Source organism: Sphingobium xenophagum (assembly GCF_002288285.1).
GTDB lineage: Bacteria > Pseudomonadota > Alphaproteobacteria > Sphingomonadales > Sphingomonadaceae > Sphingobium > Sphingobium xenophagum.
This window is the reverse complement of sequence record NZ_CP022745.1, coordinates 906,543-932,500: the sequence shown is the minus strand read 5'-3', so window position 1 is coordinate 932,500 and position 25,958 is coordinate 906,543. Positions and strand designations below refer to the sequence as shown.

The following is a 25,958-nucleotide window of genomic DNA, read 5'->3' as shown; positions in this document are numbered from 1 at the left end:
CCGAAGCTTAGGGTTCAGTCTTTGACTGAGCGGTAGCGGAGCGTTCCGTAGGCCGTTGAAGCGATCTGGTAATGGGTCGTGGAGGTATCGGAAGTGCGAATGCAGACATGAGTAGCGATTAACAGTGTGAGATGCACTGTCGCCGAAATTCCAAGGGTTCCTGCTTAAAGCTAATCTGAGCAGGGTAAGCCGGCCCCTAAGACGAGCCCGAAGGGGGTAGTCGATGGGAACCACGTTAATATTCGTGGGCCTGGAGGTGTGTGACGGATGGCGTAAATGGTCTGGGCTTATTGGATTGCTCCAGGCTGTGAAGTCGTCCCAGGAAATAGCCCCTCCGTATAGACCGTACCCTAAACCGACACAGGTGGAATGGTAGAGTATACCAAGGCGTTTGAGAGAAGTATCCTGAAGGAACTCGGCAAATTGCCTCCGTACCTTCGGAAGAAGGAGGCCCCACATATGCGCAAGCACTTGTGGGGGGCACAGGCCAGGGGGTAGCGACTGTTTAGCAAAAACACAGGGCTCTGCTAAGTCGGCTTCAAGACGACGTATAGGGCCTGACGCCTGCCCGGTGCCTGAAGGTTAAGAGGAGGAGTGCAAGCTCTGAATTGAAGCCCAGGTAAACGGCGGCCGTAACTATAACGGTCCTAAGGTAGCGAAATTCCTTGTCGGGTAAGTTCCGACCTGCACGAATGGCGTAACGACTTCCCCACTGTCTCCAGGATATGCTCAGCGAAATTGAATTCTCCGTGAAGATGCGGAGTACCCGCGGTTAGACGGAAAGACCCCGTGCACCTTTACTGCAACTTCAGAGTGGCATTAGGAAAGAGCTGTGTAGCATAGGTGGGAGGCTTTGAAACTTGGGCGCCAGCCTGAGTGGAGCCATAGGTGAAATACCACCCTGCTGTTTTCTGATGTCTAACCTCGCACCGTTATCCGGTGCAGGGACCCTCTGTGGTGGGTAGTTTGACTGGGGCGGTCGCCTCCTAAAGAGTAACGGAGGCGCGCGATGGTGGGCTCAGGACGGTTGGAAACCGTCTGTTAGAGTGCAATGGCATAAGCCCGCCTGACTGCGAGACTGACAAGTCGAGCAGAGACGAAAGTCGGTCATAGTGATCCGGTGGTCCCTCGTGGAAGGGCCATCGCTCAACGGATAAAAGGTACGCCGGGGATAACAGGCTGATGATTCCCAAGAGCTCATATCGACGGAATCGTTTGGCACCTCGATGTCGGCTCATCACATCCTGGGGCTGGAGCAGGTCCCAAGGGTTTGGCTGTTCGCCAATTAAAGTGGTACGTGAGCTGGGTTCAGAACGTCGCGAGACAGTTTGGTCCCTATCTGCCGTGGGCGTCGAAATTTGAGAGGAGTTGACCCTAGTACGAGAGGACCGGGTTGAACATACCTCTGGTGTACCTGTCGTCACGCCAGTGGCGCAGCAGGGTAGCTATGTATGGACGGGATAACCGCTGAAAGCATCTAAGCGGGAAGCCTCCCTCAAGATAAGATTTCACAGGACCGTGGAAGACCACCACGTTGATAGATCGGATGTGGAAGTGCGGTAACGCATGAAGCTAACCGATACTAATTGTCCTATTCGCGCTTAAACGGTTCATCACGAACCGCAGAGTCCCACCATCAATGACAGCTCTGGACAACAGATGCCTGACAGACATGGTCGGTTATAAAGCCAGCCAGATAGATCTCTCATAAACAAATGTGCACGGTATCGATTGAAACCCCTTATATGCGCCTGCTTCATTGCTTGGTGACCATAGCGTCTGTGACCCACCCGATCCCATCCCGAACTCGGCCGTGAAACCAGTCTGCGCCGATGGTACTATTGCTCAAGCACTGGAAGAGTAGGGCGTCGCCAGGCATTGAAGCACGCGCATATCAGGACACACAAAAACCCATTCACAGTTCATCAAAGGGCGGACCCAAAAGGTCCGCCCTTTGTCCTTTGGTGACGCGGGATGGAGCAGCCCGGTAGCTCGTCAGGCTCATAACCTGAAGGTCGTAGGTTCAAATCCTACTCCCGCAACCAAACACACACACAACATACGCCGCCCAGGGAAATCCTCGGGCGGCGTTCCTCGTTCAGCAACACAGGCACACGCAATCGGCGGCGTAGGCGGCGATGGCGGCTATCCGCTCAGGCCGTCGCGGCAACGCAGCCAGACGTCTACTGCCCCCAACTCGCAGCGCGATAGGCGCCCTGCCGCTCCAGCATCCAGCCTGGATATTCCGCAGGCAAGCGGCTGACCGCGTCCAGCGTCGACAGATCCTCAGCGGTCAGGCGGATCGTGGTCGCGGCCAGATTGTCGGCCAGTTGTTCGGGACGCTTCGCCCCGATGATCACACTCGTCACAACGGGCTGATGCAGCAGCCACGCCAGCGCGATCCGCGCCACGCTGACCCCATGGGCCGCCGCAATCGGGCGCAGCGCATCGATGACCGCATAGCCCCGGTCCCGATCCACGGGCGGAAAATCGAAGGCTGCACGGCGACCATCGCCCGCCTCTTCATGCTCACGGCTATATTTGCCGGACAGAAAGCCGCCCGCCAGAGGACTCCATACCATCAGCCCCAGCCTTTCGCTCGTCAGCATTGGCGCGATCTCACGCTCCAGGTCGCGCCCGACCAAAGTGTAATAGGCCTGTAGCGACAGGATGGGCGCCAGTTGCCGGGCGCGCGCCAGACCAACCGCCTTCATGATCTGCCACGCGGCCCAGTTGGACAGGCCGATATAACGCACCAGTCCCTGGCGTACCAAAGCATCGAGCGCATCAAGCGTTTCCTCAATCGGGGTTGCCGCGTCGAAACCGTGGATCTGATACAGGTCGATATATTCCATCTGCAAACGCTGCAGGCTGCCCTTGATCTGGTCGTGAATATGCTTGCGCGACGCGCCGTTGGCGTTGGGGCCGCTGCCCATGGGGCCCAGCACCTTGGTCGCAATTACCAGATCTTCGCGGGCAAGGCCCAGATTGCGAATGGCCTGGCCCAGGATGCGCTCGCTCTGGCCGCCGGCATAGACATTGGCGGTATCGATGAAATTCACGCCGGCATCCACCGCCGCCCGCACCAGCGCATCGGCCTCATCCTGCTGCAACTGGCCGATCAGGCCCCATATGCCTTCGCCCCCGCCAAAGGTCATGGTGCCAAGGCAGATTTCTGAAACAAACAGGCCGCTGGGGCCGAGTGGGCGATAGCGCATGGGGGATTCCTTCAATGGGGAGGGATGCTTAAAATATACGCCCCGACAGCGACCGGGCTACGCCAATTCTCGCAAACTCTTGCCCGATAGTCGCAAAGCGCGGGCGCGGGGTGGATCGGCGGAAGGCCCGCGGCTACCATCGCGTCATGAGAGATGCGATGGACCATCTGCGCGGGCTGCTCGCGCGGCACTGGCACGCCAAGGGGCGAGAGACGCAGATTGACGGCCTGTTCCTCAGTCATGCCGAACAGCCCAGCGACATTATGCGATCCATCTATCGCACATCATTCTGCGTGGTGCTGCAAGGGTCGAAGATCAGCCTGCTGGGCGAGCAGGCATGGCGCTATACCCAGGGTCAATATCTGATCGCGTCGATGGACCTGCCGGTAACGGCCCAGATTGTCGAAGCCTCGCCCGATCGGCCCTATATGGCCTTCAGCCTGACCATCGATCCGGCGATGATCGCGGAACTGGTCGTCGAACTGGAGGATGCGTCGCCTGCCGCCGAACGCGGGCCGCTGGTGGTCGGCGCGCTGGACCCGTCCTTGCTCGATCCCCTCATTCGCCTGTTCGCTTTGCTTGATACGCCCCGCGATCTGCCGGTGCTGGCCCCGCTGATCCGCCGCGAGATCGTCTGGCGGCTGCTGAACGGACCGCACGGGGGAAGCCTGCGCCAGATCGGGTTGGCGGGCGGCGCCATAGCGCGCATTGCCCGCGTGCTGCGCTGGATCACCGATCATTATGCTGACCCGATCAGCATCGATGAACTGGCCGGCATGGCTGCGATGAGCGCGGCCAGCCTGCACCGCCATTTCAAGGCGGCGACGACGCTGACACCCATCCAGTTCCAGAAGCAGGTCCGGCTTCAGGCCGCGCGCCGCCTGCTCCTGTCGGAAACCAACGAAGCTGCCGCAGCGGGCTTTGCGGTCGGCTATGAAAGCGCATCGCAATTCAATCGCGACTATCGGCGTCTGTTCGGCCAGCCACCGCGTCGCGATGTCAGCGCCATCAGGAGGGACGTCACGGCAGATCTGGAAGTCTGAGGCCGTTATCGGCGACGAAGCGCCGGTGTCGGGGGCGGCCCATGCCGTTCACGTCGGCGACCAGAGGACCGGGGTGGTCCTCAATGCGGTTCCGACCGGTCTATCCGCCCGCCGTCGAGCAAAGGTGCGGCATCGATGGTGTCGGCGTCCATCAACACCGCCAGCTTTTCCGCCGCGGCAAGGATCATGGCCTGTTCCCAGGCTGGCAGGGCATCGAACCGGTCGATGAAGCGCATTTGCAACGGATCGGGCGCGCCCGCCAGCGCCTTGCTGCCATCGGGCAACAGGGTCAGGTGGATCTGCCGCTTGTCGCGCTCCCCGCGCTGGCGCTGAACGAAGCCGAGCGCGACGAGCCGATCCACGATCGCGGTGATCGTTGCCTGGCTGAATTGCAGCGTCTGCGCCACTGCCGAGGGCATGGCTGATCCGCGTGTGTCGATTTCACGCAGCACCAGCAATTGCGAAGGCGTGAGGCCTGTCGTGGAGGCGAGCTGGCGGCTGCCAATCTCTGTCGCGCGCAGCACGCGGCGCAGGGCGCGCAGGGTTAGCGAGGCTATTTCGGAGTTCATCCCAACGCCCATAGCGCGAAGCCAGGGGAAGCGCCATTGCACCCTAAATTTCCATTTTTATCCTTCATTGATTGAAACATTATTTGCCGTTCGGGGTTGAAAATGGCGCCCTGAAAAGGCATATAGTCGACCATCTCGCCGGGGAATCTGCTTCTCCGCGTAAAAATATAATTCGGGAGATAAACAATCTTCGATTCCCAAGCTACAGCGGCCGCTTCGCCGCCACGGGCTTCTGCGCGCTCTGAACAGGGCGAGGGGCAGGACATCATGTTCCGCAAGCCCGTTGCGACTGACGGGCCGGTCATCAGCGGATTGATCGCGGCCTGTCCGCCGCTCGATCCCAATTCGGCCTATTGCAATCTGCTGCAATGCACGGACTTTGCCGATAGCTGCATCATCGCCGAACGCGCTGGCGCGGTGGTTGGCTGGGTATCGGGCTATCGCCCCCCGGCAGCGCCCGAAAATTTCTTTGTCTGGCAGGTCGCGGTGTCATCCGCCGTGCGGGGTCAGCGTCTTGGCGGGCGCATGATCGAAGCGCTGCTGGCGCGACCAGAGCAAAGCGGCGTCGCCTATCTGACGACCACCGTGACCGAAGATAATCGCGCATCCTGGGGCCTGTTCGAAGGACTGGCGCACCGCTGGAACGCGACGCTTGAAAAGACGGCCCGTTTCGAGCGCGAAGCCCATTTTGCCGGCGCACATGACACCGAATGGCAGGCGCGTATCGGCCCGCTGCCGACCCTGACGCATATTTGAAAGAGATTTGACCATCATGACCATCATCACACAGCCCAAACCGACCGCGTCCATTCCGGACACCCGTATCTATGAACGGCGTGAATCGGGGGTGCGCAGCTATGCCCGCGCCATGCCGCGCCAGTTCAACCGCGCGCAGGGCGTGTGGATGCACGACAATCAGGGCGGTCGCTATCTGGATTTCCTGTCGGGCTGCTCGACGCTGAATTATGGCCATAATCATCCGGTGCTGAAGAGTGCGCTGGTGGACTATCTCGCTGGCGACGGCATCACCCATGGACTTGACCTCCATACCGACGCCAAGGCGGATTTCCTCGCCGCGCTGGAAGATGTCATCCTCAAGCCCCGCGGCCTTGATTATCGCGCCATGTTCACCGGACCGACCGGCACCAATGCGGTGGAGGCGGCGATCAAGCTGGCGCGCAAGATTACCGGTCGCGAAATGGTGATCGCCTTTACCAACGGATTCCACGGCATGACGCTGGGCGCACTCGCCTGCACCGGCAATGCCGCCAAGCGCGGCGGCGCGGGCGTGCCGCTGAGCCATGTCGCGCATGAACCCTATGACGGCTATCATGGCCCCGACGTCGACACTGCCGAATTGCTGGAGCGGCGCTTGTCCGACCCGTCGAGCGGGCTGGACGCGCCAGCGGCCATTCTGGTCGAAACGGTGCAGGGCGAAGGCGGTCTCAATGCCGCGTCGCCGGAGTGGCTGCGCAAGATTGCAGAGATCGCCAAGCGTCACGGCGCGCTGATGATCGTCGATGATATTCAGGCGGGCTGCGGCCGCACCGGCAATTTCTTCAGCTTCGAAGGCATGGGCTTCACGCCTGACATCGTCACGATGGCCAAGTCTTTGTCGGGCATGGGCCTGCCCTTTGCGTTGACGCTGTTCCGCCCGGAACTCGATCAATGGGCGCCGGGCGAGCATAATGGCACCTTCCGGGGCAATAATCATGCCTTCGTCACGGCGACGGCCACGCTGCGCCATTTCTGGAGCGACGATCGCTTCCGGCAGGATGTTGCCCGTCGCGGCGCGCTGCTGGCGCGGCGACTGGACGCGATGGCGGCCGAACATGGGCTATCCACGCGCGGTCGCGGCATGATGCGCGGCATCGACGTCGGATCGGGCGATGTCGCCGCAACCATCACCGCCGCCTGCTTTGCGCAGGGGCTCATCATCGAAACCAGCGGCGCGCATGACGAGATCGTCAAGGTGCTGGCGCCCCTCGTGATCGAGGACGCCGTGCTGTCGGCCGGCCTCGACATTCTTGAGGAGAGCATCCGGTCCGCGCTGGGCGTCACTTATGGCGTCGCCGCAGAATAAGAGGAGTTATCAGCTATGATCATTCGCAAACTGCAGGATATTCGCAAGTCCGACCGCAACGTGAAGTCCAAGGGCTGGGAAAGCGCGCGCCTTCTGCTGAAGGACGACAATATGGGCTTCTCCTTCCACGTCACCACCATGTACGCTGGCGGGGAATTGCACATGCATTACCAAAATCATCTGGAGGCGGTGCTGGTGCTCAAGGGCACGGGCACTATCGAGGATCTGGACAGCGGCATTACCCATCAACTGGCGCCGGGCGTCATGTATGCGCTCAATGCACATGACCGGCATGTGGTGCGGCCCGAAACCGACATATTGTGCGCCTGCACCTTCAATCCGCCGGTGACCGGCACGGAAGTGCATGACGAAAATGGCGCTTATCCCGCCGAAGCCAGCGTCGCGCGCGAACCGGCGCTGGCCGAATAGGGCCGGGCGATGGCGCTGCCCCTCACTCGGTCGAAACGAACCGATGCAGCGCCGGCCGGTCCCGAACCGGCCATTTCGAATTTTCCATGAACGAACAAAGGGGGAGTCCCATGAAAGACCTCTACCCATCCCGCCATGCGACCATGGCGGAATTTTTGCCGCGTCTCGATCCCGTCGTCCATAGCGCCTGGAACGCGAACGCGCCCGTCAGCCGCGAACAGGCCGACGCCTTCGACCGCGACGGCTTTGTCGTGCTGGAGGATCTGTTTTCCGACGCGGAGATCGCGTTTCTTCAGAGCGAGGCCGGGATGCTGCTTGGCGATCCCGATGCGCTGGAGGAGGAAACGGTCATTACCGAACCGGGCGGCAAGGAAGTCCGGTCGATCTTCCGCATCCATGCCCAGAGCCGGGTGATCGGACGACTGGCCGCCGACGAGCGGCTGGCCGGGGTGGCCCGCTTCCTGCTGGGCGACGATGTCTACATGCATCAGTCGAGACTGAACTATAAGCCGGGTTTCCAGGGCAAGGAATTCTACTGGCACAGCGATTTTGAAACCTGGCATGTCGAAGATGGAATGCCGCGCATGCGGGCGCTGTCCATGTCGGTGTTGCTGGCGGAAAATACGCCGCATAACGGCCCGTTGATGCTGATCCCCGGATCGCACCGTCAATTCCTGACCTGCGTTGGCGAAACGCCGCAGGATCATTACCGCCAGTCGCTCAAGAAGCAGGAATATGGCGTCCCTGACGAGGACAGCCTTGCCGAGCTGGCCCACAAGTTCGGCATCGTCGCCCCGACGGGAAAGCCGGGATCGGTGGTGATCTTCGACTGCAACGTCATGCATGGGTCGAACGGCAACATCACGCCGTTCCCGCGCGCCAATGCCTTCCTGGTCTATAATGCCGTGTCGAACCGGCTGGACGCACCCTTTGGCGTCGACCGGCCGCGCCCCGACTTCATCGCCGCGCGCGGCGAGCCGCAGGTGATCTCGCCCGTCAGCGGGCCGCTAATGGAGGAGGCACTGGCATGAGCAATATCCATAGCGTCGAAAAGATCGGCGGCACCTCCATGGCCGCGACCGCGACATTGTTCGACAATGTGCTGATCGCGGGCCGCAAGGGCGCGGACCTCTACAACCGGATTTTCGTGGTGTCGGCCTATGCCGGGATGACCGACCTGTTGCTGGAACATAAGAAGAGCGGTGACGCTGGCGTCTATGCCCGTTTCGTCGCCGACGATGATGCGACGGGCTGGCGCCAGGCGATGGACATGGTGCGCCGCGCGATGCGGGACCATAATGCCACCATGTTCGTCCGCGCCGACCGGCTGGCGGAGGCCAACGCCTTTGTCGACATGCGGATCGACGCCGTGGCCGCCTGCCTTGACGATCTGGCGCGTCTGCGCAGCCATGGCCGCTTCTGCGTCAAGGAACAGCTGATGACGGTGCGCGAACTGCTGGCGGGTCTGGGCGAAGCGCACAGCGCCCATTCGACGGCGCTGCTGCTGCGCGACCGGGGCGTCAATGCCCAGTTCGTCGATCTCACCTTGTGGGACCAGCAGGACATGCGCGAACTGGACGATCGGATCAGGCAGGCATTCGCATCGATCGACCTGTCGACCACCCTGCCGATCGTCACTGGCTATGCCGGGTGCACGGAGGGCATGGTGCGGCGCTATGCGCGGGGCTATTCGGAAATGACATTTTCGCGCATCGCGGTGCTGACCAAAGCGCGCGAAGCGATCATCCACAAGGAATTTCACCTGTCGAGCGCCGATCCGCGGCTCGTCGGCACGGGCAAGGCCCGCAAGATCGGTCGCACCAATTATGATGTGGCGGACCAGCTGGCGAATCTTGGGATGGAGGCGATCCATCCCGGCGCGGGCAGGGGGCTGCGCCAGACCGACATTCCGCTGCGGGTACGAAACACGTTCGACCGGGAGGATGGCGGCACGCTCATCTGCGGCAACTATGTTTCGGACACGCCGCGCGTGGAAATCGTGACCGGCGTGCGCCATGCACAGGCCCTGCAATTTTTCGAGCAGGATATGGTCGGGGTGAAAGGCTATGACGCCGCCATTCTGGACGCGCTGGCCCGCCATGGCGCATGGATCGTCAGCAAGGCATCCAACGCCAACACCATCACCCACTATCTGTCGGCCGATGTCGCGACGGTGAAGCGGGTGATCGCCGACCTTCAGGCGCAATATCCCGATGCGTCCATATCGGCCCACCCGGTTGCGATCGTGTCCGTCATCGGCAGCGACATTTCACGGCCGGGACTGATGACGGACGCCTTGCAGGCGCTGGCGGACGCGCATGTGCCGATCGTCGCGATGCAGCACCAGATCCGCAATATCGACGTGCAGTTCATCGTCGATGTCGACCAGTATGACACCGCCGTTCGCGCGCTGCACCGCGCGCTGGTGGAAGATGGCCGCGAAGCGATGGAAGGCCGGCGCGCGGCCTGAGCCGCGCATCCGCATCATCCATGCTTGCCGCCGTCCATCCCGTCCGCAGCCTGCTGCTCGCCATCTTCATATTGATGGCGGGCAGCGGCTTTCTGTCCACGCTCATCGGCCTTCGGCTGGAGCGGGCCGGGGCGGGCACGATGGCGATCGGCGCGGTCGCCACCGCCTATTTCGGCGGGCTGGTGATCGGCGCATTGCGCGCGGGGTCGATCGTGCGGCAGGTCGGGCATATCCGCGCATTCGCCGCCTTCGTGTCGCTGTTGTCGGCGAGTACGCTTGCCTATGCGCTGCTACAATATCCACTGTTCTGGGCCTGCCTGCGCCTGATCGACGGCATGTGTGTCGCGGGCGTGTTCATCTGCCTTGAAAGCTGGCTCAACGACCGGGCCGAAGCCGAAACGCGCGGCAGCATATTGGCCGCCTATATGGTCGCGCTCTATTCGGGACAGGCGGTCGGGCAGTTGCTGCTGGGGGCAAGCGGGGCGCTGCCCGCGGTGCCGTTCCAGATCGCCTCGATCCTTGTTTCGCTTGCCATCATTCCGCTCTGCCTGACCCGCAGCAGCGCACCCGCGCCGGTAGAGGCGGAAGCCTTCACGATCCGCGCCCTGTACGCATCCTCGCCGCTCGGCACGGTCGGATCGGTCGCGACGGGGCTGATGCTGGGCGCATTTTACGGCATGGCGGCGGTGCATGTCCGGCGGCTGGGGCTGAATCTGGGCGCGACCGCCAGCTTCATGATGATCGTGATCCTGGGCGGGGTTGCGCTGCAATGGCCGTTGGGGCGCCTGTCCGACCGACTCGATCGGCGGCGGGTGATCGTCGGCTGCTTTGCCGCGACGCTGGCGGTCTGCGTGCTTCTGGCGATGCTGGCGTCGGGCGGACTGGCGTTGCTGGCGCTGGGCGCATTGTTCGGCGGCCTCAGCTTCGCGCTCTATCCGCTTTGCGTCGCGCACTGCAACGACCGACTGCTCGCGAACGAGCGGGTTGCGGCGAGCGGGCGGCTGGTCTTGCTCTATTCGGTGGGCGCGGCGATCGGCCCGCTGGGGGCCGCGATGATGATGAGCCTTGCCCCTGGCGGCGGCCTCTTCCTGTTCATCGCCCTCTGCGCCGCCGCGACGCTCGCCTTTGGTCTGTGGCGGCAGGCAGCGACACCCCCTGTTCCTCTGCCTGACCAGCAGAGTTTCCAGATCGTGCCGCGCACGACGCCGATGGCGGCGCTGCTCGATCCCAATACATCGGACGGACTTGACGAATGACCGCTTCTGCCATGCCCGCCGTGCCCGACGCCCTGGCGCAGGCCGACAACGCCACCCTGCGCCGCGCGATCGCCGCGTCGGCGCTGGGCAACGCCACGGAATGGTTCGACTATGGGATCTACGCCTATGGCGTGACCTATATCTCGGCCGCGCTTTTCCCCGGCGAGGTGGACGATGCGGTGCTGTTCGCGCTGGCGACCTTCGCCATCTCCTTTCTGGTGCGGCCTCTAGGTGGCCTGTTCTGGGGACCGATGGGCGACCGGCTGGGGCGCAAGTCGGTATTGGCGCTCACCATATTGCTGATGTCGGGCGCGACGCTGGCTGTTGGCCTTATCCCCTCCTATGCGCAGATCGGCTGGGCCGCGCCTGCGCTGCTGATCCTGCTGCGGATGGTGCAGGGCTTTTCGACCGGCGGCGAATATGGCGGCGCGGCGACCTTCATGGCCGAATATGCGCCCGACGACCGGCGCGGCTTTTATGGCAGTTTCCTGGAGTTTGGTACGCTGGCGGGCTTTTCGTTCGGCGCGGCGCTGATGCTGGGCTTTTCGCTGCTGCTGGGCGACGCCGCGATGCATGACTGGGGGTGGCGCATCCCGTTCCTGGTGGCCGCGCCGATGGGCCTGATCGGCATGTATCTAAGGTCGCGGATGGAGGATACACCGGTGTTTCGCCAGCAGGCCGCCGAAGGCAGCGGATCGCCACCGCTCGCACGGCTGTTGCGCGACCATAAGCGGCCGATGCTGGTCGTCGCCGGACTGGTCGTGGCGCTCAATGTCGTCAACTATACCTTGCTCAGCTACATGCCGACCTATTTGCAGCGCCGCATCGGCCTGTCACCGGACGAAGCGTTGATCGTGCCGATCATCGGCATGCTGTTCATGATGCTGTTCCTGCCCTTTGCCGGGCATATGTCCGACCGGGTCGGCCGGCGGGCGATGTGGCGCCTGTCGCTCATGGGCCTGCTGGTGGCGGTCGTGCCGCTCTACATGCTGATGGCGACGGGGCTGGTGGGCGCGATTGTCGGGTTCGTGCTGCTGGGCCTGCTCTATGTCCCGCAACTGGCGACGATTTCCGCAACCTTCCCGGCGCTGTTCCCGACAGCCGCGCGCTTTGCGGGCTTCGCCATCGCCTATAACATGTCGACGTCGCTGTTCGGCGGCACCGCGCCAGCGATCGGCAGCGCGCTGATCGGCTGGACCGGCAATGAACTGATGCCCGCCTTCTACATGATGGCGGCCTGCGTCATCGGCCTGATCGCGCTCCGCTTCATGCCGGAAACGGCCGGTCGATCGCTGCACGACGACCCGTTCGCGCGGGCCGGCATGCGGGATCAGCATGAGCCGTCCAAATGAATAAGCCCGCAGGATTGCGGGCTTATTCATTGGCGGTCTGCTGGTTCCGCGTGATGCTGTTCAGGCCCTCTGGTCAGTGCTGACCATAGGCCGTCACAGCCACGGATCAGCCGACCAATATGTCGTCCAGCGCATAGGTCTTTTTGACACCGGCCAGCGTGGCGAAGGTGTAGGATTGCCCGGACAGCGTGGCGATGATGTCGAGGCCGTCGGGGCCAAGATGGGTGGAGAAGGTCACGGCCGGGTGATCGTGCCGAAGGTCGCTGACGTCGATATGATCCTTGCGGAATTCGAAGTCGGCGATCGTGTCATGACCATCGTTGAGCGAATGGAACATGAACGTGTCGGCGCCGCCCTTGCCATAGAGCAGGTCGTCGCCGCCGCCGCCTGAGATCACGTCATTGCCAGCATTGCCGACGATCTGGTTGGCAAGGCTGTTGCCGATGACGGTCGTGGCTTCCTTCGTGTTGACGATGACATTTTCGACATTGGTGTCGATCGTGTAGCTTGTCCGGTAGAGCAGGACCGTATCGGTGCCCTGGTTGGCATGTTCGATGATATAATCGCCCACCTTGTTGATGGCGTAGCTGTCATCGCCCCGGCCGCCGCGCAGGATGGCGGCGCCATTGCCCGACAGCTTGTCGTTCGTTTCCGCTCCGATGAAGCTGTTGAGCTGCTTGTCCAGGCTCACCTTGTAGGTGGCGTTGGCGCCTTTCGCCGCGCTGCCCGCATCCTGCATGTCGAAATCGGTGGCCGTCAGGCTGTTCATGTCCCTGTTGTCGAGGATGATCTGACGACCGCCCGACAGGGTGACCACCGTATCCTGACCGACCTGCTGCATCGCCGCCTTCAGCGCGCCGAAGCTTGCAAATTCATCTCCAGCCATGTGGATGATGTCGCCCGCGCTGAAATCAGTGATGCGGGTGACTGCGTCGGCCTTGCCCACCAGGAATATGTCATTGCCTGCGCCGCCGCTGAGCAGATTATTGCCCGCGCCGCCGATCAGCAGGTCATCGCCCGCATTGCCGCGGATGATATTGTCGCCGTCATTGCCGATGCCCACGGCGCCTTCGGTCCGGGTAATCTCCAGATTTTCGGTATGGTCAGGCATCACCATATAGCGCGATGTCGCAACGATGGTGTCGATGCCGCCGCCAGCCTTTTCCACGACCTTGGCCGCTTCGATATTGCTGACGATATATTTGTCGTCGCCCAGGCCACCGGCAAGCGTGCCGCTCTTGAACATCAGCAGATCGTTGCCGTCCGTGCCCTGATTGACCGCGACGCGCCCGGTTTCGCCACCTTCTGCCCATTTCAGACCCGGTTCAACCGGCTTCGATGGCGCGGCCTGGGCCTCGCTCGGCAACTGGGGGACGACCGGCTTTTCCGGAACGCTGGGCGCTTCCGGCACGATCGGCGCTTCGACCGCATTGGGCGTTTCCGGGGCGCTGGGCGCCGGGGTCGGGGCCGCGGCCGTGCCAGCCAATTTGTCGAGCACGTCCTGCAGGCTGCCCAAAACGCCGGTCGTCGCGGCGGTGATGGCCGCCACGGCATTGTCGACGAAGGACACGGTGTCGCTGCCGGCTTCGATGAACAGCGTCTTGGTATCGCGCGTGATGAAATTGTCCGTCACGCTGATATTGTGGCTGGTGAAGGTGCCATATTTGGTGGCGGCCGAATTGCCCACCAGGACGGCGGTGTAATAGCCTTCTGCCGCTTCGAGATAATTGCCCGTCGCAACCGAATCGACCGCGCCGCGAAAGGCGAGGGGGCGTTTGCCGACATCTTCCACACGGTTGCCGACCACGGTGACATCCGACGCCTGGAAGGCGTCATAGCCTTCGAGCATCTTGTAATTATAGGATGTCCAGCCACCCACGGAGATGCCGTCAGCCGTCACGCCATGGACGTAATTGTTGGAAATCAGGATGTCCGACGATCCGCCCTTGGCAAAGATCGCCGCGCTGGTCCCGGTATTGCCGCTGACGTCATTATGCGAAATCACGCCATGGATGATCGACATGAAGTCGATGCTTTCGTCGATGCCGCCGGTAATGACATTGTTGGTGACGACGACGTTGGAGCCGCCATTCGCCTTCACGCCATCCTGCACCACATTGTCGATCACGTTATTCTTGATAACGATGTTCTTGATGGGGTCGGTATAGTCGTTGCCGTTCTGGCTGAACTGAATGCCGTTCTTGCCGCCGGTGACGTGAAAGCCGTCTACGATGAAATTTTCGGTGCCCCCGCCGCCGATCGTCGCCATCGTGTCGCTCTTGGCCGTGATATGGGCGGCCTGTGGGCCGTCTGCCGAAATCAGCCAGATGGGCGCGCTGTCGGTTCCGCTGACATTGCGTGGAATCAGGACATTTTCGACATAGTCGCCGGCCTTGACCATGATGGCCGCGCCGGGCGTCGCTGCATTGACGGCTGCCTGAATCGTTGTGAAGGGTTTTTCCGCCGATCCGTTCGGCTTACCCCGATAACTTGCATCCCCGTCGACCCATATTATTTTCGTGGGCGTGACGTCGCCCCAGAGATCTTCAGTCATGAAAAAATACTCCCGCTGCCCGATACGGATAGGCGAGAGCGACTGAACACCGTGTAATATGGTAGAGTTAACTTCAGATTAGGTATAAAAATATTTCGCGGTCATCCGTTATAGCTTTCTGGGCCGGACGACGCCCGAAAATCCACACTATATCCTTTGGCCACAGCCAGGAAAATTGCGCGGCCTACTTGGCAGGCGCTTTATCTTCTATCATGACCATGGGCGTCGATGCAACGGCATCAACGCCCGCGACTATGCGATCATAGAATGATATAGTCGGCGCTGCTGAGCGCAGTGACGTTCAGTATCTGAAAACTGTTCTGGATGCTGTTGTCCGCCGTCGCGATGGTCCACAACTGCGTGGCGTTATTATAGGTCAGTGTCGCGCCCGGCCCATATCCTGAAAATTCCAGCCGGTCGCCGGTCGCTACCCCGGCCCCCTCGAAATCGGCGATTATGTCGCCCTGAACATGCCCGACCTTGAACTGGAACGTATCCTCGCCCAACCCGCCATAGAGCGTGTCAGCGCCGCCATCGCCCGAAATCTTGTCCCGTCCGCCGCCGCCATAGATGATATCGTCGTCGGCGCCGCCGGATATGACATCATTGCCGTTGCCGCCGGACAATATGTCAAAGCCCTTGCCGCCGGTCAGCCGATCGGAACCGGCACCCAGCGTGATGATGTCGTCGCCCGATCCGGCCGAATAGTTGAAGGTTTCAAAGCCGGTAATCTGCGTGCCGTCGGCCAGCGTGACGATCACCCCGGCCTGTTCCTGCAACGAAAGATCGACAATCTGCGCGTCGCTGAACTGCGACCGGTTGAGGGCCAGCGTATCCTTGCCCGCGCCGCCGATCAGCATCAGGTCGGGATCGTTGCTGGTCACGATGTCATCGCCCGCGCCCGCATCGATCCAGTCGAACCCGCGGCTGCCATCGATCTTGTCGACGCCATTGCCGCCCTGGATGATGTCGTCGCCATTGCCGCCATAGATCAGATCGTCGCCGTCCATGCCCTCGATCACATCATTGCCGTCGCCGCCCGAAATCTGGTCGGCATAGGCACCGCCGCGCAGCATGTCCGACCCGCTGCCGCTCGCAATCTGCAAGGTTTCGATATTGACCAGGCGGGTGCCGTCGAACAGTTCCAGGATCGGGCTATTATTGGCGTTGAACGAACTTGTGTAGCTGATGTCGACGAAGATGTCGGCGGTTGCGGTCGACCGGTCGAGATAGATGGTGTCGATATTGTGGCCGCCATCGATCAATCCGTCGGCGTCATAGCTGATCAAAAGATCCTTGCCGTCGCCGCCGCGCATGATGTCGCGGCCAGCGCCGCCATCCAATATATCGTCGCCCGCTTCCCCGGTCAGGCGGTCGTCGCCCACGCCACCATAGAGGCGGTCATGGTCCGCGCCGCCATCCAGTTCGTCATTGCCAGCGCCGCCGAACAGGTCGTCATCCCCGGCGCCTCCGCGCAACTTGTCGTTGCCGATATTGCCATAGAGCCGGTTGCGGCCAGCGCTGCCGCTGATCGAGGTATCCTGATCGCGCAGCGTATAGACGTCCTCGATCGAACTGGTGCCGACCTTGTACACGGACGCATTGCGAGTCAGGATGACTGCGTCATGGCCGCCACCCGCGGCTTCGATGGCCTGGTCGTTCCGGTCGTCGAACACATAGATGTCATCGCCCAGGCCGCCATACATCATGTCCGCGCCACGCTGGCCGCTGATATAATCCGCCGTCGCATGGCCCGACCGGTCGCCGTACAGCACATCGTCGCCCGACTTGCCGATGATCTGGTCGCGGGCCACCGCGATGCCACCGTCGACACCGCCGACAAATCCATATTGTTCCGGGTCATATGTGGCGAGCGGATCGAAGGCGGCGTTGCCGCCCAGGTCATAGGTCGTGGCTCCGGGCGCATTGGTGAACAGCGCCTTGCCTTTGAAGATATTGTCGGCGAAGCTGATGTCGTCGGAAAAGCCGGTCAGCCCCCTGGGAATATATTGTTCCGCAACGCCGTAAAGGCTGGCTGTGACGCCCCGCGCGACACTGGAAATATTGGCCGTGTTGAACAGATTGTCGGTGACCAGCACGTCCTGCGCGCCTTGCAACAGCAGCGACGTGGGATAATCGGTCGCGATATTGCCGCTCACCACGGCATGTTTCACTTCATAATTGACGAAATGCGCGCCGTCCCCGTCCGCGCCGACCTCGATCGGCAGATAGGCGATGCCGGTGGGGCTGCCGATCTTGATCGCGGGGCCTTCGGTCGAGCCGATCACATTGTTGCGGATTTCGACGAAAGTGGAACCGCCCTTCACCGTGATCGCGGAATCGCCGGTGTAATCGCGTCCGTCCAGCGCTTCCCATTCATCCTTGGACGTGATTTCGTCAATGACATTGCCCTGGATCAGCAATTTCGACGTGCCGACAAAATCGATGCCCTGTTCATGCGCGCCGATGATGCTGTTGTTGACGATCTGGATGCCAAAGCTCTGGGCGATGTGGATCGCGTCAATGCCCCAATCGGTAAAGACATTGTTGATCAGGAGGATATTTTCGACCTTGTCGCCCGCATAGCCTTCCTGAAAGGCGGCGTTCGCGCCGAAATTGCGGCTGACGAGATTGACGCCATAGGTGCCGATCGTGTCCGATCCCTGCACCGTGAACCCGTCTATCACCCAATTGGCGGTGCCCCGGCCGGATATGGCGCTGGTTTCTGCGACTGCGGGCGGCGCGATGACGGCCGCGCCCGCGCCGTCGGCGGAAATCAGCCGAATGGGGGCGTCGGTCGTGCCTTCGACACTCAGGTTGAGCGCTTCATTATAGGTTCCGGCCCGCACCATGATGTCTGTGCCGGGGCCTGCATTGTCGATCGCATGCTGGATCGTGGCGAAGGGGGAATCGGCGCTGCCGGTCCCGGCCGCGTCGTCGCCGGTCGTCGACACCCACAATATGGTAGTGGCTGGCGGCGCGTCGCTGAAGATGATCGTGTCGTGAGCGGCCTTGATCGTGATGTCGATCGATTTCTGAAAGGTGAAGCCGGTCGAATCCTCGACCTGGACCACGACGGTGCGCTGCGTGCCTGCGCGAATGTCCAGCGCGCTGTTGACGACCAGCTGGTCGCCGACGATGGCGAAGGCGCCGCCAGCATCGTCCACCAGCGAATAGACATGGGTGTCGCCCTTGTCCGGATCATCCACGAACAATTCGCCCACCGGAGTGCCGATGTCCGAAAATTCGTTCACCCATGTGGTGTGCAGGCTAAGGTCCAGCGGCGCGTCGGGCGTGTCGTTGACGTCGACGCGGAAAATGATCTGGGCTCTGTTGGGGCCGTCTGTGGCAAAGACGGTCAGGTTGAACCAGTTGGAAAAATCCTGCGGCATCTGGCCTGAAAAGGTCATGGTCGCCGGATCGAAGCTGAGCCAGCTGTTGACGTCCGAACCGACGCTGCCGCCGAAGGTCAATATGCTGTCCGGGTCATTAAACAGGCCGGTCGCCGGAATCGTAACGGAAAAGAAACTATCCTCCTCGACCACCAGGTTGGGCAGGGTTCCAATGACGAAGGGCCGTTCCGACACGGTCAGGTCGAACGCCAGCGTCGCGCTGCCGCTTTGATCGCTGGCGTTCAGGAATATCGTATAGTCATGGTGCCCGTCGGTCGGGCCACGACCGCTGAACGTCAGCGTGTCGGGCGAGAAGGTCAGCCAGTCGGGCAGGGCGGACCCGTCGGACAAGGTGGCGCTGTAGGTCAGCGCGTCGCCATCGGGATCAATGAAGAATGTCGCGGGTATGACGAGAGAGTAGGGCGTGTTCTGACCGGTCAGCTGACCTTCGATCACGCCATTGACCTGCGGCGGGCTGTTCACCGGCGGGGGTGGCGGCGAATCGCCTTCCGGATCGCCCGTGCCGGTATCAGTGCCTGTATCGGTACCGGTTTCGCCATCCTCTTCAGCGACATAGTCGGACGGGACAATATCAAATTCAAATAGCCCGTCTGTCGTCATGCCTGTCAATCCCATCTGGATGTCAAAAGGAATGAGACACAAGTGCCTCAAATCGCTTTATTTTCTTGCATGAGATGTCGTTTCCGGACGCCTGGAACGCGGTGACATTTGTCCTGCCCGAAAAGGCTAATCAAAGGTTAAGCACAACGCAAGCGCAGCAAAAATCTGTTCGTCGCAAAATCGTCATTATACTGTCCTGTATTGATACGGACTTGCGCCGAGTTTGCGGGCTCAACGCAGGCGCGAGGCATTATTCGATTGAATCTAAAATATTTTTTCAGCGAAGCCGCGATGGCGGAGGCGCTTTGCGCGCGCTTATTTATACTTTGCACGCCCTGTTCGCCCTGAGCCCGCCTATCTGCGCAGTTGCCATGGTGCGCCGCGATAACTTATGGCAAGGGGTGGTGACGGCGCGCGGGGCCGGCCGGGTCGGGGCCTGCACGCGAAACCGGCGGGACGGTGGGGGCTATGATCAAATATCGCCAGGACATTGACGGGCTGCGTTCGCTGGCGATCTTGCCCGTGCTCTTCTTTCATCTTGGCGCGATCCGCCTGTTCCCCGGCGGCTTCGTTGGCGTGGACGTGTTTTTCGTGATCTCCGGCTATCTGATCACGAAGATCATCTATGACGACCTGTCCAATGAGCGATACAGTATCGTGCGTTTCTACGAACGCCGCATCAGGCGTATCGTCCCGGCGCTGATACCGGTCTATCTGTTCGTCTGCGTCGGCGCGCTGCTGCTATATTTTCCGAGTGAAGGGCGGGAGATCGGGCGAACGGTGGTCAGTTCGATCTTCTTCGTTTCGAACATCCTGTTCTACGCAAAGTCGGGCTATTTCGATGCCGGGGCCAAGACATCCCCGCTGCTGCACACCTGGTCGCTGTCGGTGGAGGAGCAATTCTACATCGTCCTGCCGCTGCTGCTGGTGCTGATCCTGCGCTTTGGCTTTGCCGTGCAGCGCTATGTGTTCGTGGCGCTGACGATCATCAGCTTCGTGGCATCCGTGGTGATGGTCAGGCTGCAACCCGAAGCGGCCTTCTACCTGCTGCCGTTCCGGGCGTGGGAGTTGATGCTTGGATCGTTGATCTCGGTTGGCGTGGTGCCCGCCATCCGCAGTCGCCCGCTGGCGGAAATCGTTGCGGGCGGCGGACTGTTGCTGATCATCGGGTCGATCCTGCTCATTTCGGAAAAAATGCCCTTTCCCGGCCTGCTGGCGGCGCCCGCCTGCCTTGGCGCGGCGGCGCTCATCCATGCGGGCGCCGGTTTCCAGACGCTCCCGACCCGCCTTTTGTCGCTGGCACCGGCGCGCTTTGTGGGCCTCATATCCTATTCGCTCTATATCTGGCATTGGCCGGTCATCGTATTTTATGCCTCAAGGACTGGCGAACTCGACAAGGCCGACAAGCTGATCCTGCTGGCGATCATCACGGCGCTTGCCATCCTGTCCTGGCGCTTTGTCGAACGGCCGTTCCGCAAACCCCATGGGGCCGATTCCCGCATGGGACCGGTCTATGGCTGGGCGGTCGGCAGCTTCGTCGCGGTCACGGCGCTGGCCCTGCTGATCGCTCCGGCGCGCAAGGCGATATGGCCCGACTATGCCGTTCCCGAACAGATATTGGCGTTTCAGACGCCACCGCGCGCGGCCATGCGCAATGGCACCTGCTTCATCGCCAGCGGATCGGGCGCGCAGGATTATGACGCGGTCCAATGCCTGTCGCTGCGTGCCGGCGCGCGTAACGTCCTGCTGATCGGCGACAGTCATGCGGCCCATCTCTATGCCGGGCTGACCAAGGCGTTTCCCGATGTGCATTTCCTTCAGGCCAATGCTTCGGGCTGCATGCCGCTTGGCCGCTTTGCCGGGCCGGAGCGATGCACGCAGGTCATCAGCAAGGCGTTCGATTTCGCCGCCGCCCATGGGAAGCAGCTCGACGGCGTGATCATTTCCGCGCGCTGGAAAAAGGGCGATGCTCGCCGCATCGGCGACACCATCGCGCGGATCGGATCGGCCGTGCCCGTCACCATCGTCGGCCCCAGCGTCGAATATCGACTGCCCTTGCCCAAAATATTGGCGCAGGCCTGGCCCGATCAAAGCGGCGGGTCGTCCGCTTCTTTCCGGGGAGAACCGGGACCGGGTCTGGACAAGGCCATGCGGGTTGCGGTCGAGCGGGCGGGCGCGCGCTATATTTCGATGGAGGAGGCCATCTGTCCGGGGGGCACATGCCGCGTATGGGCAGGCCAGCATATTCCGCTCCAGTTTGACGAAGGCCATCTGACGACCCAGGCATCGCATCTGATCGTCGCGCAGATCGCGCCGCAGTTCCGCTTCCGATGACCCATATGTCGCCGCAGGCCGGGCAGCATGATCTGCCGGAAAAGGGCAGACCGGAAAAGGGCAGAAAGGTCATGGTCCTGACGACCATGACCCATGCGTCGGGCGCGCCGATCGCCGCGCTGCGGCTGGCCGCCGGGCTGGAGGCGAGCGGCCATGAGGTCAAGGCCGTGTTCCTGTATCACCGCGAGCCGATGAACGGCGCGGACTATCCGGCGCAAAAGCTGCTGGGCCATGTCCCCCGCACGCCCGCCGACATGCTGCGGATCATCGTGCGGCTATGGCGGTGCCTGCGCGCGCACCGGCCCGACGTCATCATCATGTTCCTGCCGCTGGCATCGGTGGTTGGCGCAAATGTCGCGCGGCTGGCCGGAATTCGCCGCCGGATCATGTCCTTTCGCGTGCCGCGCGACACCTATTCGCCGGTCATGCGCGCCGCCGACCGCCTGTCCGCATGGCTGGGCAGCTATACCGATGTCGTGGGCGTGTCGCGCGCGATGCTGGCCGGATGCGCGGCCTATCCCCGCTGGCTGCGCGATCGGGCCGTCGTCATCCATAACGGGCTGAAGGACTGGCCACGCAGCACGCTGGACAAGGGCGCGGCGCGCGCGCTGTTCGGCTTGCCGACAGATGGGCGGCTGGTCGGCGCGCTGGGCCGGCTGGAGGAGCAGAAGAACCCCGAACTGCTGGTCGAAGCGCTCGCCCAATGTCCCGCCCATGTCCATCTGGTGCTGGCGGGCAGCGGCAGCCTGCATGACCGGGTCGTCGCATTGGCCGACAGCCTGGGCGTGCAGGACCGGCTGCATCTGCTGGGCGATGTCCCGCGCGACAAAGTCCCGCATCTGCTGGCGGCGATCGACCTTTTCGCCCAGCCATCGCGGTTTGAAGGACAAAGCAACGCCCTGCTGGAGGCGTTGCATGCCGGCCTGCCCTGCCTGGTCAGCGATATTGCGGAACAGGTGGAAACGCTCGTCGGGGACGATGGGCGCGCCGCCGGGCAGGTGCTGCCGCTCGATGATCCCGCCGCCTGGGCGCGGGCCATGGCGGAAGAAGGGCAGGGCGCTGATCTGGACGCCATCATTGCCGAGCGCGCGGCCCTGTTCACCTTCGCCGCCATGATGCGGTCCTATAATGCGTTGCTGCGTGCGCGATGATCGGGTGCCGACCAACCGCCTGCTGCACGGAATGCAGCCCTGCGCAGGATCAAATTCGCCGTAACGGAAGGAATGGCGATTGCATGGTGACGCGGCCTGCGTATAGCAGAGGCGTCGGGGATGCTGCACAGGCTTTTACGGCATTGCAGCGCTAGGAAATCAGGAGCGGCTTTATGAAACTGTTCGTCATTGGCTTTCCCAAGTCGGGTACGACTACGCTGCACAAGGCGCTGGAAGCCAGTGGCATGTCCACGCTTCATTGGCGGCAGGGCGACAAATTCTTGGGCAAGATGATCTATGACGCCTATATGGCGGGTGAAGATCCATTGCGTGACTTTGGCAACATTGATTGCATCACCCAGGCGGACGTGTGTCTGCCGCGGCACAAGCTGAATTACTGGCCGAACCTGGATTTCCAGATCATCGCGGCCATCCGGCGCTATCATCCCGATTGCCTGCTGGCGCTGAACTATCGTGATCCGGTCAAGGTGGTGTCGAGCATGAATCGCTGGCTGGACATGCGCAAACGCTTCATTGCGTCCGACATTCCCGGCCTGCCCAAGGGCTTTGGCGCCAAGGACAGCGAATTGCTGACCTGGATCGAGGGGCATTATGATGCCTGTCGCCGGTTGCTGGGGTCGGACCCCAAATTCTTCGAATATGATATTGAAGACCCAAAGGCGCCGCAGATATTGAGCGAACGGCTGGGGGTCGAGCTTGCCTGGTGGGGCAAGGCCAATGTGAATGAGGCCGCCTGAGGGGACAGGCGTGCGGCCAGCCCGCTCGACGGGTTGTCAATCGATCGGATGAACCGGCCCCTTTGTGGGCGGTGTAGGGGTAGCAGGGGCACATCCGATGGCGACAGCGCGGCGACGGCAGATGCCATATTGGCTGGCGTCCATATTGACATATGGTTTCGTCAATGTGGTGACGCGCGGCGCAAGCGGCGTGCTGACGCTGCTTTACGCCTATCGCCTGACGCCCGGCGAACTGGGTTCCTACGCCATTTTGATCACCATCGCGGCGTTGATCGACGTCGTCACCAACCTGGGCGTGACCCAAGCCATCCTGCGGCAATATTTCGATTTCAAGCATGATGGCGACGCCGGGAAGGCCTTTCTGGCGCGGGTCATACGACTGACCCGGCTGATCGGGCTGACGCTGGTCGTCGTGGCGGGCCTCATCTGCCTGTCGATGTGGGACCATCTGGTCAGCAATCATCTACCCAGCTGGCCCTATCTGCTGCTGATGCTGGTCTATGCCTATGTCATGCGCAGCAGCAAGATTTTCGATATCGTCGCGCGCACGCTCGACAAGCCGGGCATGTTCGCCACCTATCGCCTGGTGCAGATGGCGGCGCTGATCCTGTTGTCGTTCCTGTTCGTGTTCCAGTTGCGCTGGGGCCTGCAGGGCGCCTTGCTGGCGACGGTCGGGTCGGCGGTTTTCGGTGCGGCGATCCGATCCTATCTGTTCCGCAACCAACTGCCTGCGTCCGGCCGGTCCGACCGATCGGAAATCACGGCGCTCTACAGCTACGGCCTGCCGCTCCTGCCGCGCGAACTGGCGGAATGGGGCCGCATTCCCGCCCAGCGGCTGATCGTCGCGAGCGTCATGTCGGTCGCCGATGTCGGCATGTTCTTCCTGGGCAGTTCGATGGTCGCCATGCTGACCATGCTCACCGATTCCATCGAAATGTGGCTCAATCCGCAATATATGCGGTTGCGGACCAGCACGGGCGCGGACGTCAAGGCGCGGCTGCACATGATTCGCCAGATGCTGCTGGGCGTGGTAACGCCGGTCTATATCGGGTCCATCCTGTTCCTGCCCGACATCATCCGGCTCGTCCTGCCGCCCGGCTATGCTGCGACCCTGCCGATTCTGGGGCCGCTGCTGCTGGCATCCTATGTCCAGATCCAGTCGCAGTTTCAGCAGCGCCAGCTCCTGTTCCTCAAACGCACCGTCTCGGTTTCGGTCGTGACCATCTCCACCTCCGCGGCCTCGCTGGCGGCGGCCTATGTCGCGGGCGGCCATTGGGGCGTGCAGGGTGTTGCCTGGGCGGTTGCTTTGGTCTCGACCGTCGGGCTGATGGCGGGCCGGGGCGTCGTGAGCCGCTATGAGGAGAATGAGCTCACCCTGTCATCGTCCCTGTGCGGCCTCCTCATCGTATTCCTGCCGGCGCTGGTCATGTCGTTGCGCACCGACATGGCGTTCGAATGGCTATGGGAAGGGGTGAAGATGCTATATCTTCTCCTGGCCACCACGCTGGTTTTCCTGTTGTGGATGCGCGGCCATCTGGCGGAGCTTATGGGCGGCAAGGGCCAGAAAAAGAACAAAGGGATGGAGTCGGGCAAATGAGCGGCCCAGCGATTGAGGCATCCGCAGCGCCAGAGGCCGCAAGCGCGCCACAGAGCGCGCCGGAGCGGCCACGGCTCGCCCATCTGGACGTGGGCCGGGGCATCGCGATCCTGCTCGTCGTCATCTTTCACGCCTATCGCGGCTTTCTCAATGCCGGGACGGCGGGGGCCGGGTCGATCTGGCCGTTGCTCGACTATAGCGTCTATATATTCCACATGGCCTTCTTCTTCATCGCGGCGGGCTATTGGGTGCCGCGTGCCTTGAAGAAGGGCAGGGGGCCTTATCTGAAGGACAAGCTGGCGACGACCTGGTGGCCGGCCGTGCTCTGGTCGCTCATCTATATCCTCATCAACAACGTCATGGCCTCCTATGTGAACAAGGCTGTTCCCATGGACGATCTGTGGCGGATACTGTTCTTTCCCGCCCTGCATTTCTGGTTTCTGGGCGTGCTGTTCCTGTTCTTCCTGTGCATGGCGATCAGCCGGAACCTTTCCTTCTGGCTGCTGGTCGCGGTGGTCGCCTGCGGACTGGTCGATGTCTTTCCGATGCGGGAAACCTTCGCGCGCTATTGTCATTTCGGGATATTCTTCGTTGCCGGGGCCATATTGTCCACCAACCGGTCGCAGATGACGGGCAAATGGTGGCCGATCGCGCTGGTCGTGCTGGGCGCCACGATCTGGCTGGGGTTTGACAGGGGGATTGGTCTCTATTCGGGCTGGCTGGTCCCTGGCGGCTTTGCGGGGATCATCCTGCTGCTGGCGCTGGCCCAGGCGATCGCGGGTTATCGCGTGGGACAAGTGCTGGGGTGGATCGGCCAACGATCGATGCCGATCTACGTCCTGCACATTCTGCCCATGTCGGCGGCGCGAATCATCTTGCATCGCGTCGCGCCGGATTTGAATCTGGACCTGCGAATCCTGATCGTTTCCACCTCCGGCCTGGTTTTTTCGCTGATTGGCTATGCACTTGCGGCTCGACTGAACCTGTTGACCCTTACCGGACTGGGCAAGGACAAATCGCGCATTGCCGCGGCGAACTAGGACGTAAAATATAGATGGCGGAACGCCGTTAAATTTTTTTTCATGCAAATTTCGCGCATGCGAGATGATGCGGAATGACTTGACAAAATCG

The 25,958-nt window shown here is 61.8% G+C and carries 17 protein-coding genes, 1 tRNA gene and 2 rRNA genes (1 of these 20 only partly in view); 16 read left to right on the top strand and 4 right to left on the bottom strand.

Features of this window, described 5'->3' with window-relative positions; all coding sequences use genetic code 11:
* The 3 genes from CJD35_RS04570 to CJD35_RS04560 form a co-directional block, all read left to right on the top strand.
* Positions 1–1,605: ribosomal RNA gene (locus CJD35_RS04570) — 23S ribosomal RNA — on the top strand; it begins 1,192 nt to the left of the window's first position.
* A gap of 157 nt (positions 1,606–1,762) precedes the next feature.
* Positions 1,763–1,877: ribosomal RNA gene (gene rrf, locus CJD35_RS04565) — 5S ribosomal RNA — on the top strand.
* A 91-nt stretch (positions 1,878–1,968) separates the two neighbouring features.
* Positions 1,969–2,045 (top strand) — tRNA-Met (locus tag CJD35_RS04560).
* A 138-nt stretch (positions 2,046–2,183) separates the two neighbouring features.
* On the opposite strand, the gene CJD35_RS04555 is transcribed toward CJD35_RS04560, so the two are convergent.
* Positions 2,184–3,218, bottom strand: coding sequence for an aldo/keto reductase (locus CJD35_RS04555; RefSeq protein WP_095686801.1), 1,035 nt, complete (start codon positions 3,216–3,218; stop codon positions 2,184–2,186).
* 158 nt (positions 3,219–3,376) lie between these two features.
* On the opposite strand from CJD35_RS04555, the gene CJD35_RS04550 reads away from it, so the two are divergent.
* Complete coding sequence (locus tag CJD35_RS04550) at positions 3,377–4,261, top strand: AraC family transcriptional regulator (protein WP_017181221.1); 885 nt, start codon at positions 3,377–3,379, stop codon at positions 4,259–4,261.
* A gap of 80 nt (positions 4,262–4,341) precedes the next feature.
* On the opposite strand, the gene CJD35_RS04545 is transcribed toward CJD35_RS04550, so the two are convergent.
* A complete protein-coding gene (locus CJD35_RS04545) occupies positions 4,342–4,830 on the bottom strand; it encodes a MarR family winged helix-turn-helix transcriptional regulator (RefSeq protein WP_017181220.1) in 489 nt (162 codons plus the stop codon).
* 267 nt (positions 4,831–5,097) lie between these two features.
* On the opposite strand from CJD35_RS04545, the gene ectA reads away from it, so the two are divergent.
* From ectA to CJD35_RS04510, 7 genes are all read left to right on the top strand, one after another.
* Positions 5,098–5,586 carry a diaminobutyrate acetyltransferase gene (gene ectA / locus CJD35_RS04540; protein WP_017181219.1) on the top strand — a complete coding sequence of 163 codons (489 nt, stop codon included), beginning with the start codon at positions 5,098–5,100 and terminating at the stop codon, positions 5,584–5,586.
* Between the two features lie 16 nt (positions 5,587–5,602).
* A complete protein-coding gene (ectB, locus tag CJD35_RS04535; protein WP_017181218.1) occupies positions 5,603–6,913 on the top strand; it encodes a diaminobutyrate--2-oxoglutarate transaminase in 1,311 nt (436 codons plus the stop codon).
* Between the two features lie 15 nt (positions 6,914–6,928).
* Entirely contained in the window at positions 6,929–7,342 is a 414-nt protein-coding gene (locus tag CJD35_RS04530; RefSeq protein WP_017181217.1) for an ectoine synthase, read from the top strand.
* A gap of 110 nt (positions 7,343–7,452) precedes the next feature.
* Positions 7,453–8,373 carry an ectoine hydroxylase gene (gene thpD, locus CJD35_RS04525; RefSeq protein WP_026002071.1) on the top strand — a complete coding sequence of 307 codons (921 nt, stop codon included), beginning with the start codon at positions 7,453–7,455 and terminating at the stop codon, positions 8,371–8,373.
* Positions 8,370–9,812: an aspartate kinase gene (locus tag CJD35_RS04520; protein ID WP_017181215.1), complete on the top strand. Its 1,443-nt coding sequence runs from the start codon at positions 8,370–8,372 to the stop codon at positions 9,810–9,812. Before thpD ends, CJD35_RS04520 begins: the two co-directional genes overlap by 4 nt.
* Positions 9,813–9,832: 20 nt before the next feature.
* Entirely contained in the window at positions 9,833–11,068 is a 1,236-nt protein-coding gene (locus tag CJD35_RS04515; protein WP_017181214.1) for an MFS transporter, read from the top strand.
* Positions 11,065–12,420 (top strand): MFS transporter, encoded by a 1,356-nt coding sequence (locus CJD35_RS04510; RefSeq protein WP_017181213.1) that lies wholly within the window; start codon positions 11,065–11,067, stop codon positions 12,418–12,420. Before CJD35_RS04515 ends, CJD35_RS04510 begins: the two co-directional genes overlap by 4 nt.
* A gap of 106 nt (positions 12,421–12,526) precedes the next feature.
* On the opposite strand, the gene CJD35_RS04505 is transcribed toward CJD35_RS04510, so the two are convergent.
* Both CJD35_RS04505 and CJD35_RS04500 read right to left on the bottom strand, forming a co-directional pair.
* Positions 12,527–14,974, bottom strand: a complete 2,448-nt coding sequence (locus CJD35_RS04505; protein ID WP_017181212.1) for a right-handed parallel beta-helix repeat-containing protein — start codon at positions 14,972–14,974, stop codon at positions 12,527–12,529.
* Positions 14,975–15,234: 260 nt separating this feature from the next.
* Positions 15,235–19,002 carry a putative Ig domain-containing protein gene (locus CJD35_RS04500; protein WP_244917212.1) on the bottom strand — a complete coding sequence of 1,256 codons (3,768 nt, stop codon included), beginning with the start codon at positions 19,000–19,002 and terminating at the stop codon, positions 15,235–15,237.
* Positions 19,003–19,455: 453 nt separating this feature from the next.
* Here CJD35_RS04500 and CJD35_RS04495 point away from each other — a divergent pair, with 453 nt between their 5' ends.
* From CJD35_RS04495 to CJD35_RS04475, 5 genes are all read left to right on the top strand, one after another.
* On the top strand, positions 19,456–21,321 hold the full coding sequence (locus CJD35_RS04495; RefSeq protein WP_017181210.1) for an acyltransferase family protein: 1,866 nt from the start codon (positions 19,456–19,458) through the stop codon (positions 21,319–21,321).
* Positions 21,318–22,472: a glycosyltransferase family 4 protein gene (locus CJD35_RS04490; protein ID WP_017181209.1), complete on the top strand. Its 1,155-nt coding sequence runs from the start codon at positions 21,318–21,320 to the stop codon at positions 22,470–22,472. The genes CJD35_RS04495 and CJD35_RS04490 overlap by 4 nt, the downstream gene beginning before the upstream one ends.
* Before the next feature lie 173 nt (positions 22,473–22,645).
* Positions 22,646–23,230: a sulfotransferase family protein gene (locus CJD35_RS04485; RefSeq protein ID WP_017181208.1), complete on the top strand. Its 585-nt coding sequence runs from the start codon at positions 22,646–22,648 to the stop codon at positions 23,228–23,230.
* A 97-nt stretch (positions 23,231–23,327) separates the two neighbouring features.
* Positions 23,328–24,827 carry a lipopolysaccharide biosynthesis protein gene (locus CJD35_RS04480; RefSeq protein ID WP_244917211.1) on the top strand — a complete coding sequence of 500 codons (1,500 nt, stop codon included), beginning with the start codon at positions 23,328–23,330 and terminating at the stop codon, positions 24,825–24,827.
* Complete coding sequence (locus CJD35_RS04475) at positions 24,824–25,867, top strand: acyltransferase family protein (protein ID WP_017181206.1); 1,044 nt, start codon at positions 24,824–24,826, stop codon at positions 25,865–25,867. The genes CJD35_RS04480 and CJD35_RS04475 overlap by 4 nt, the downstream gene beginning before the upstream one ends.
* Positions 25,868–25,958: the final 91 nt, after the last annotated feature.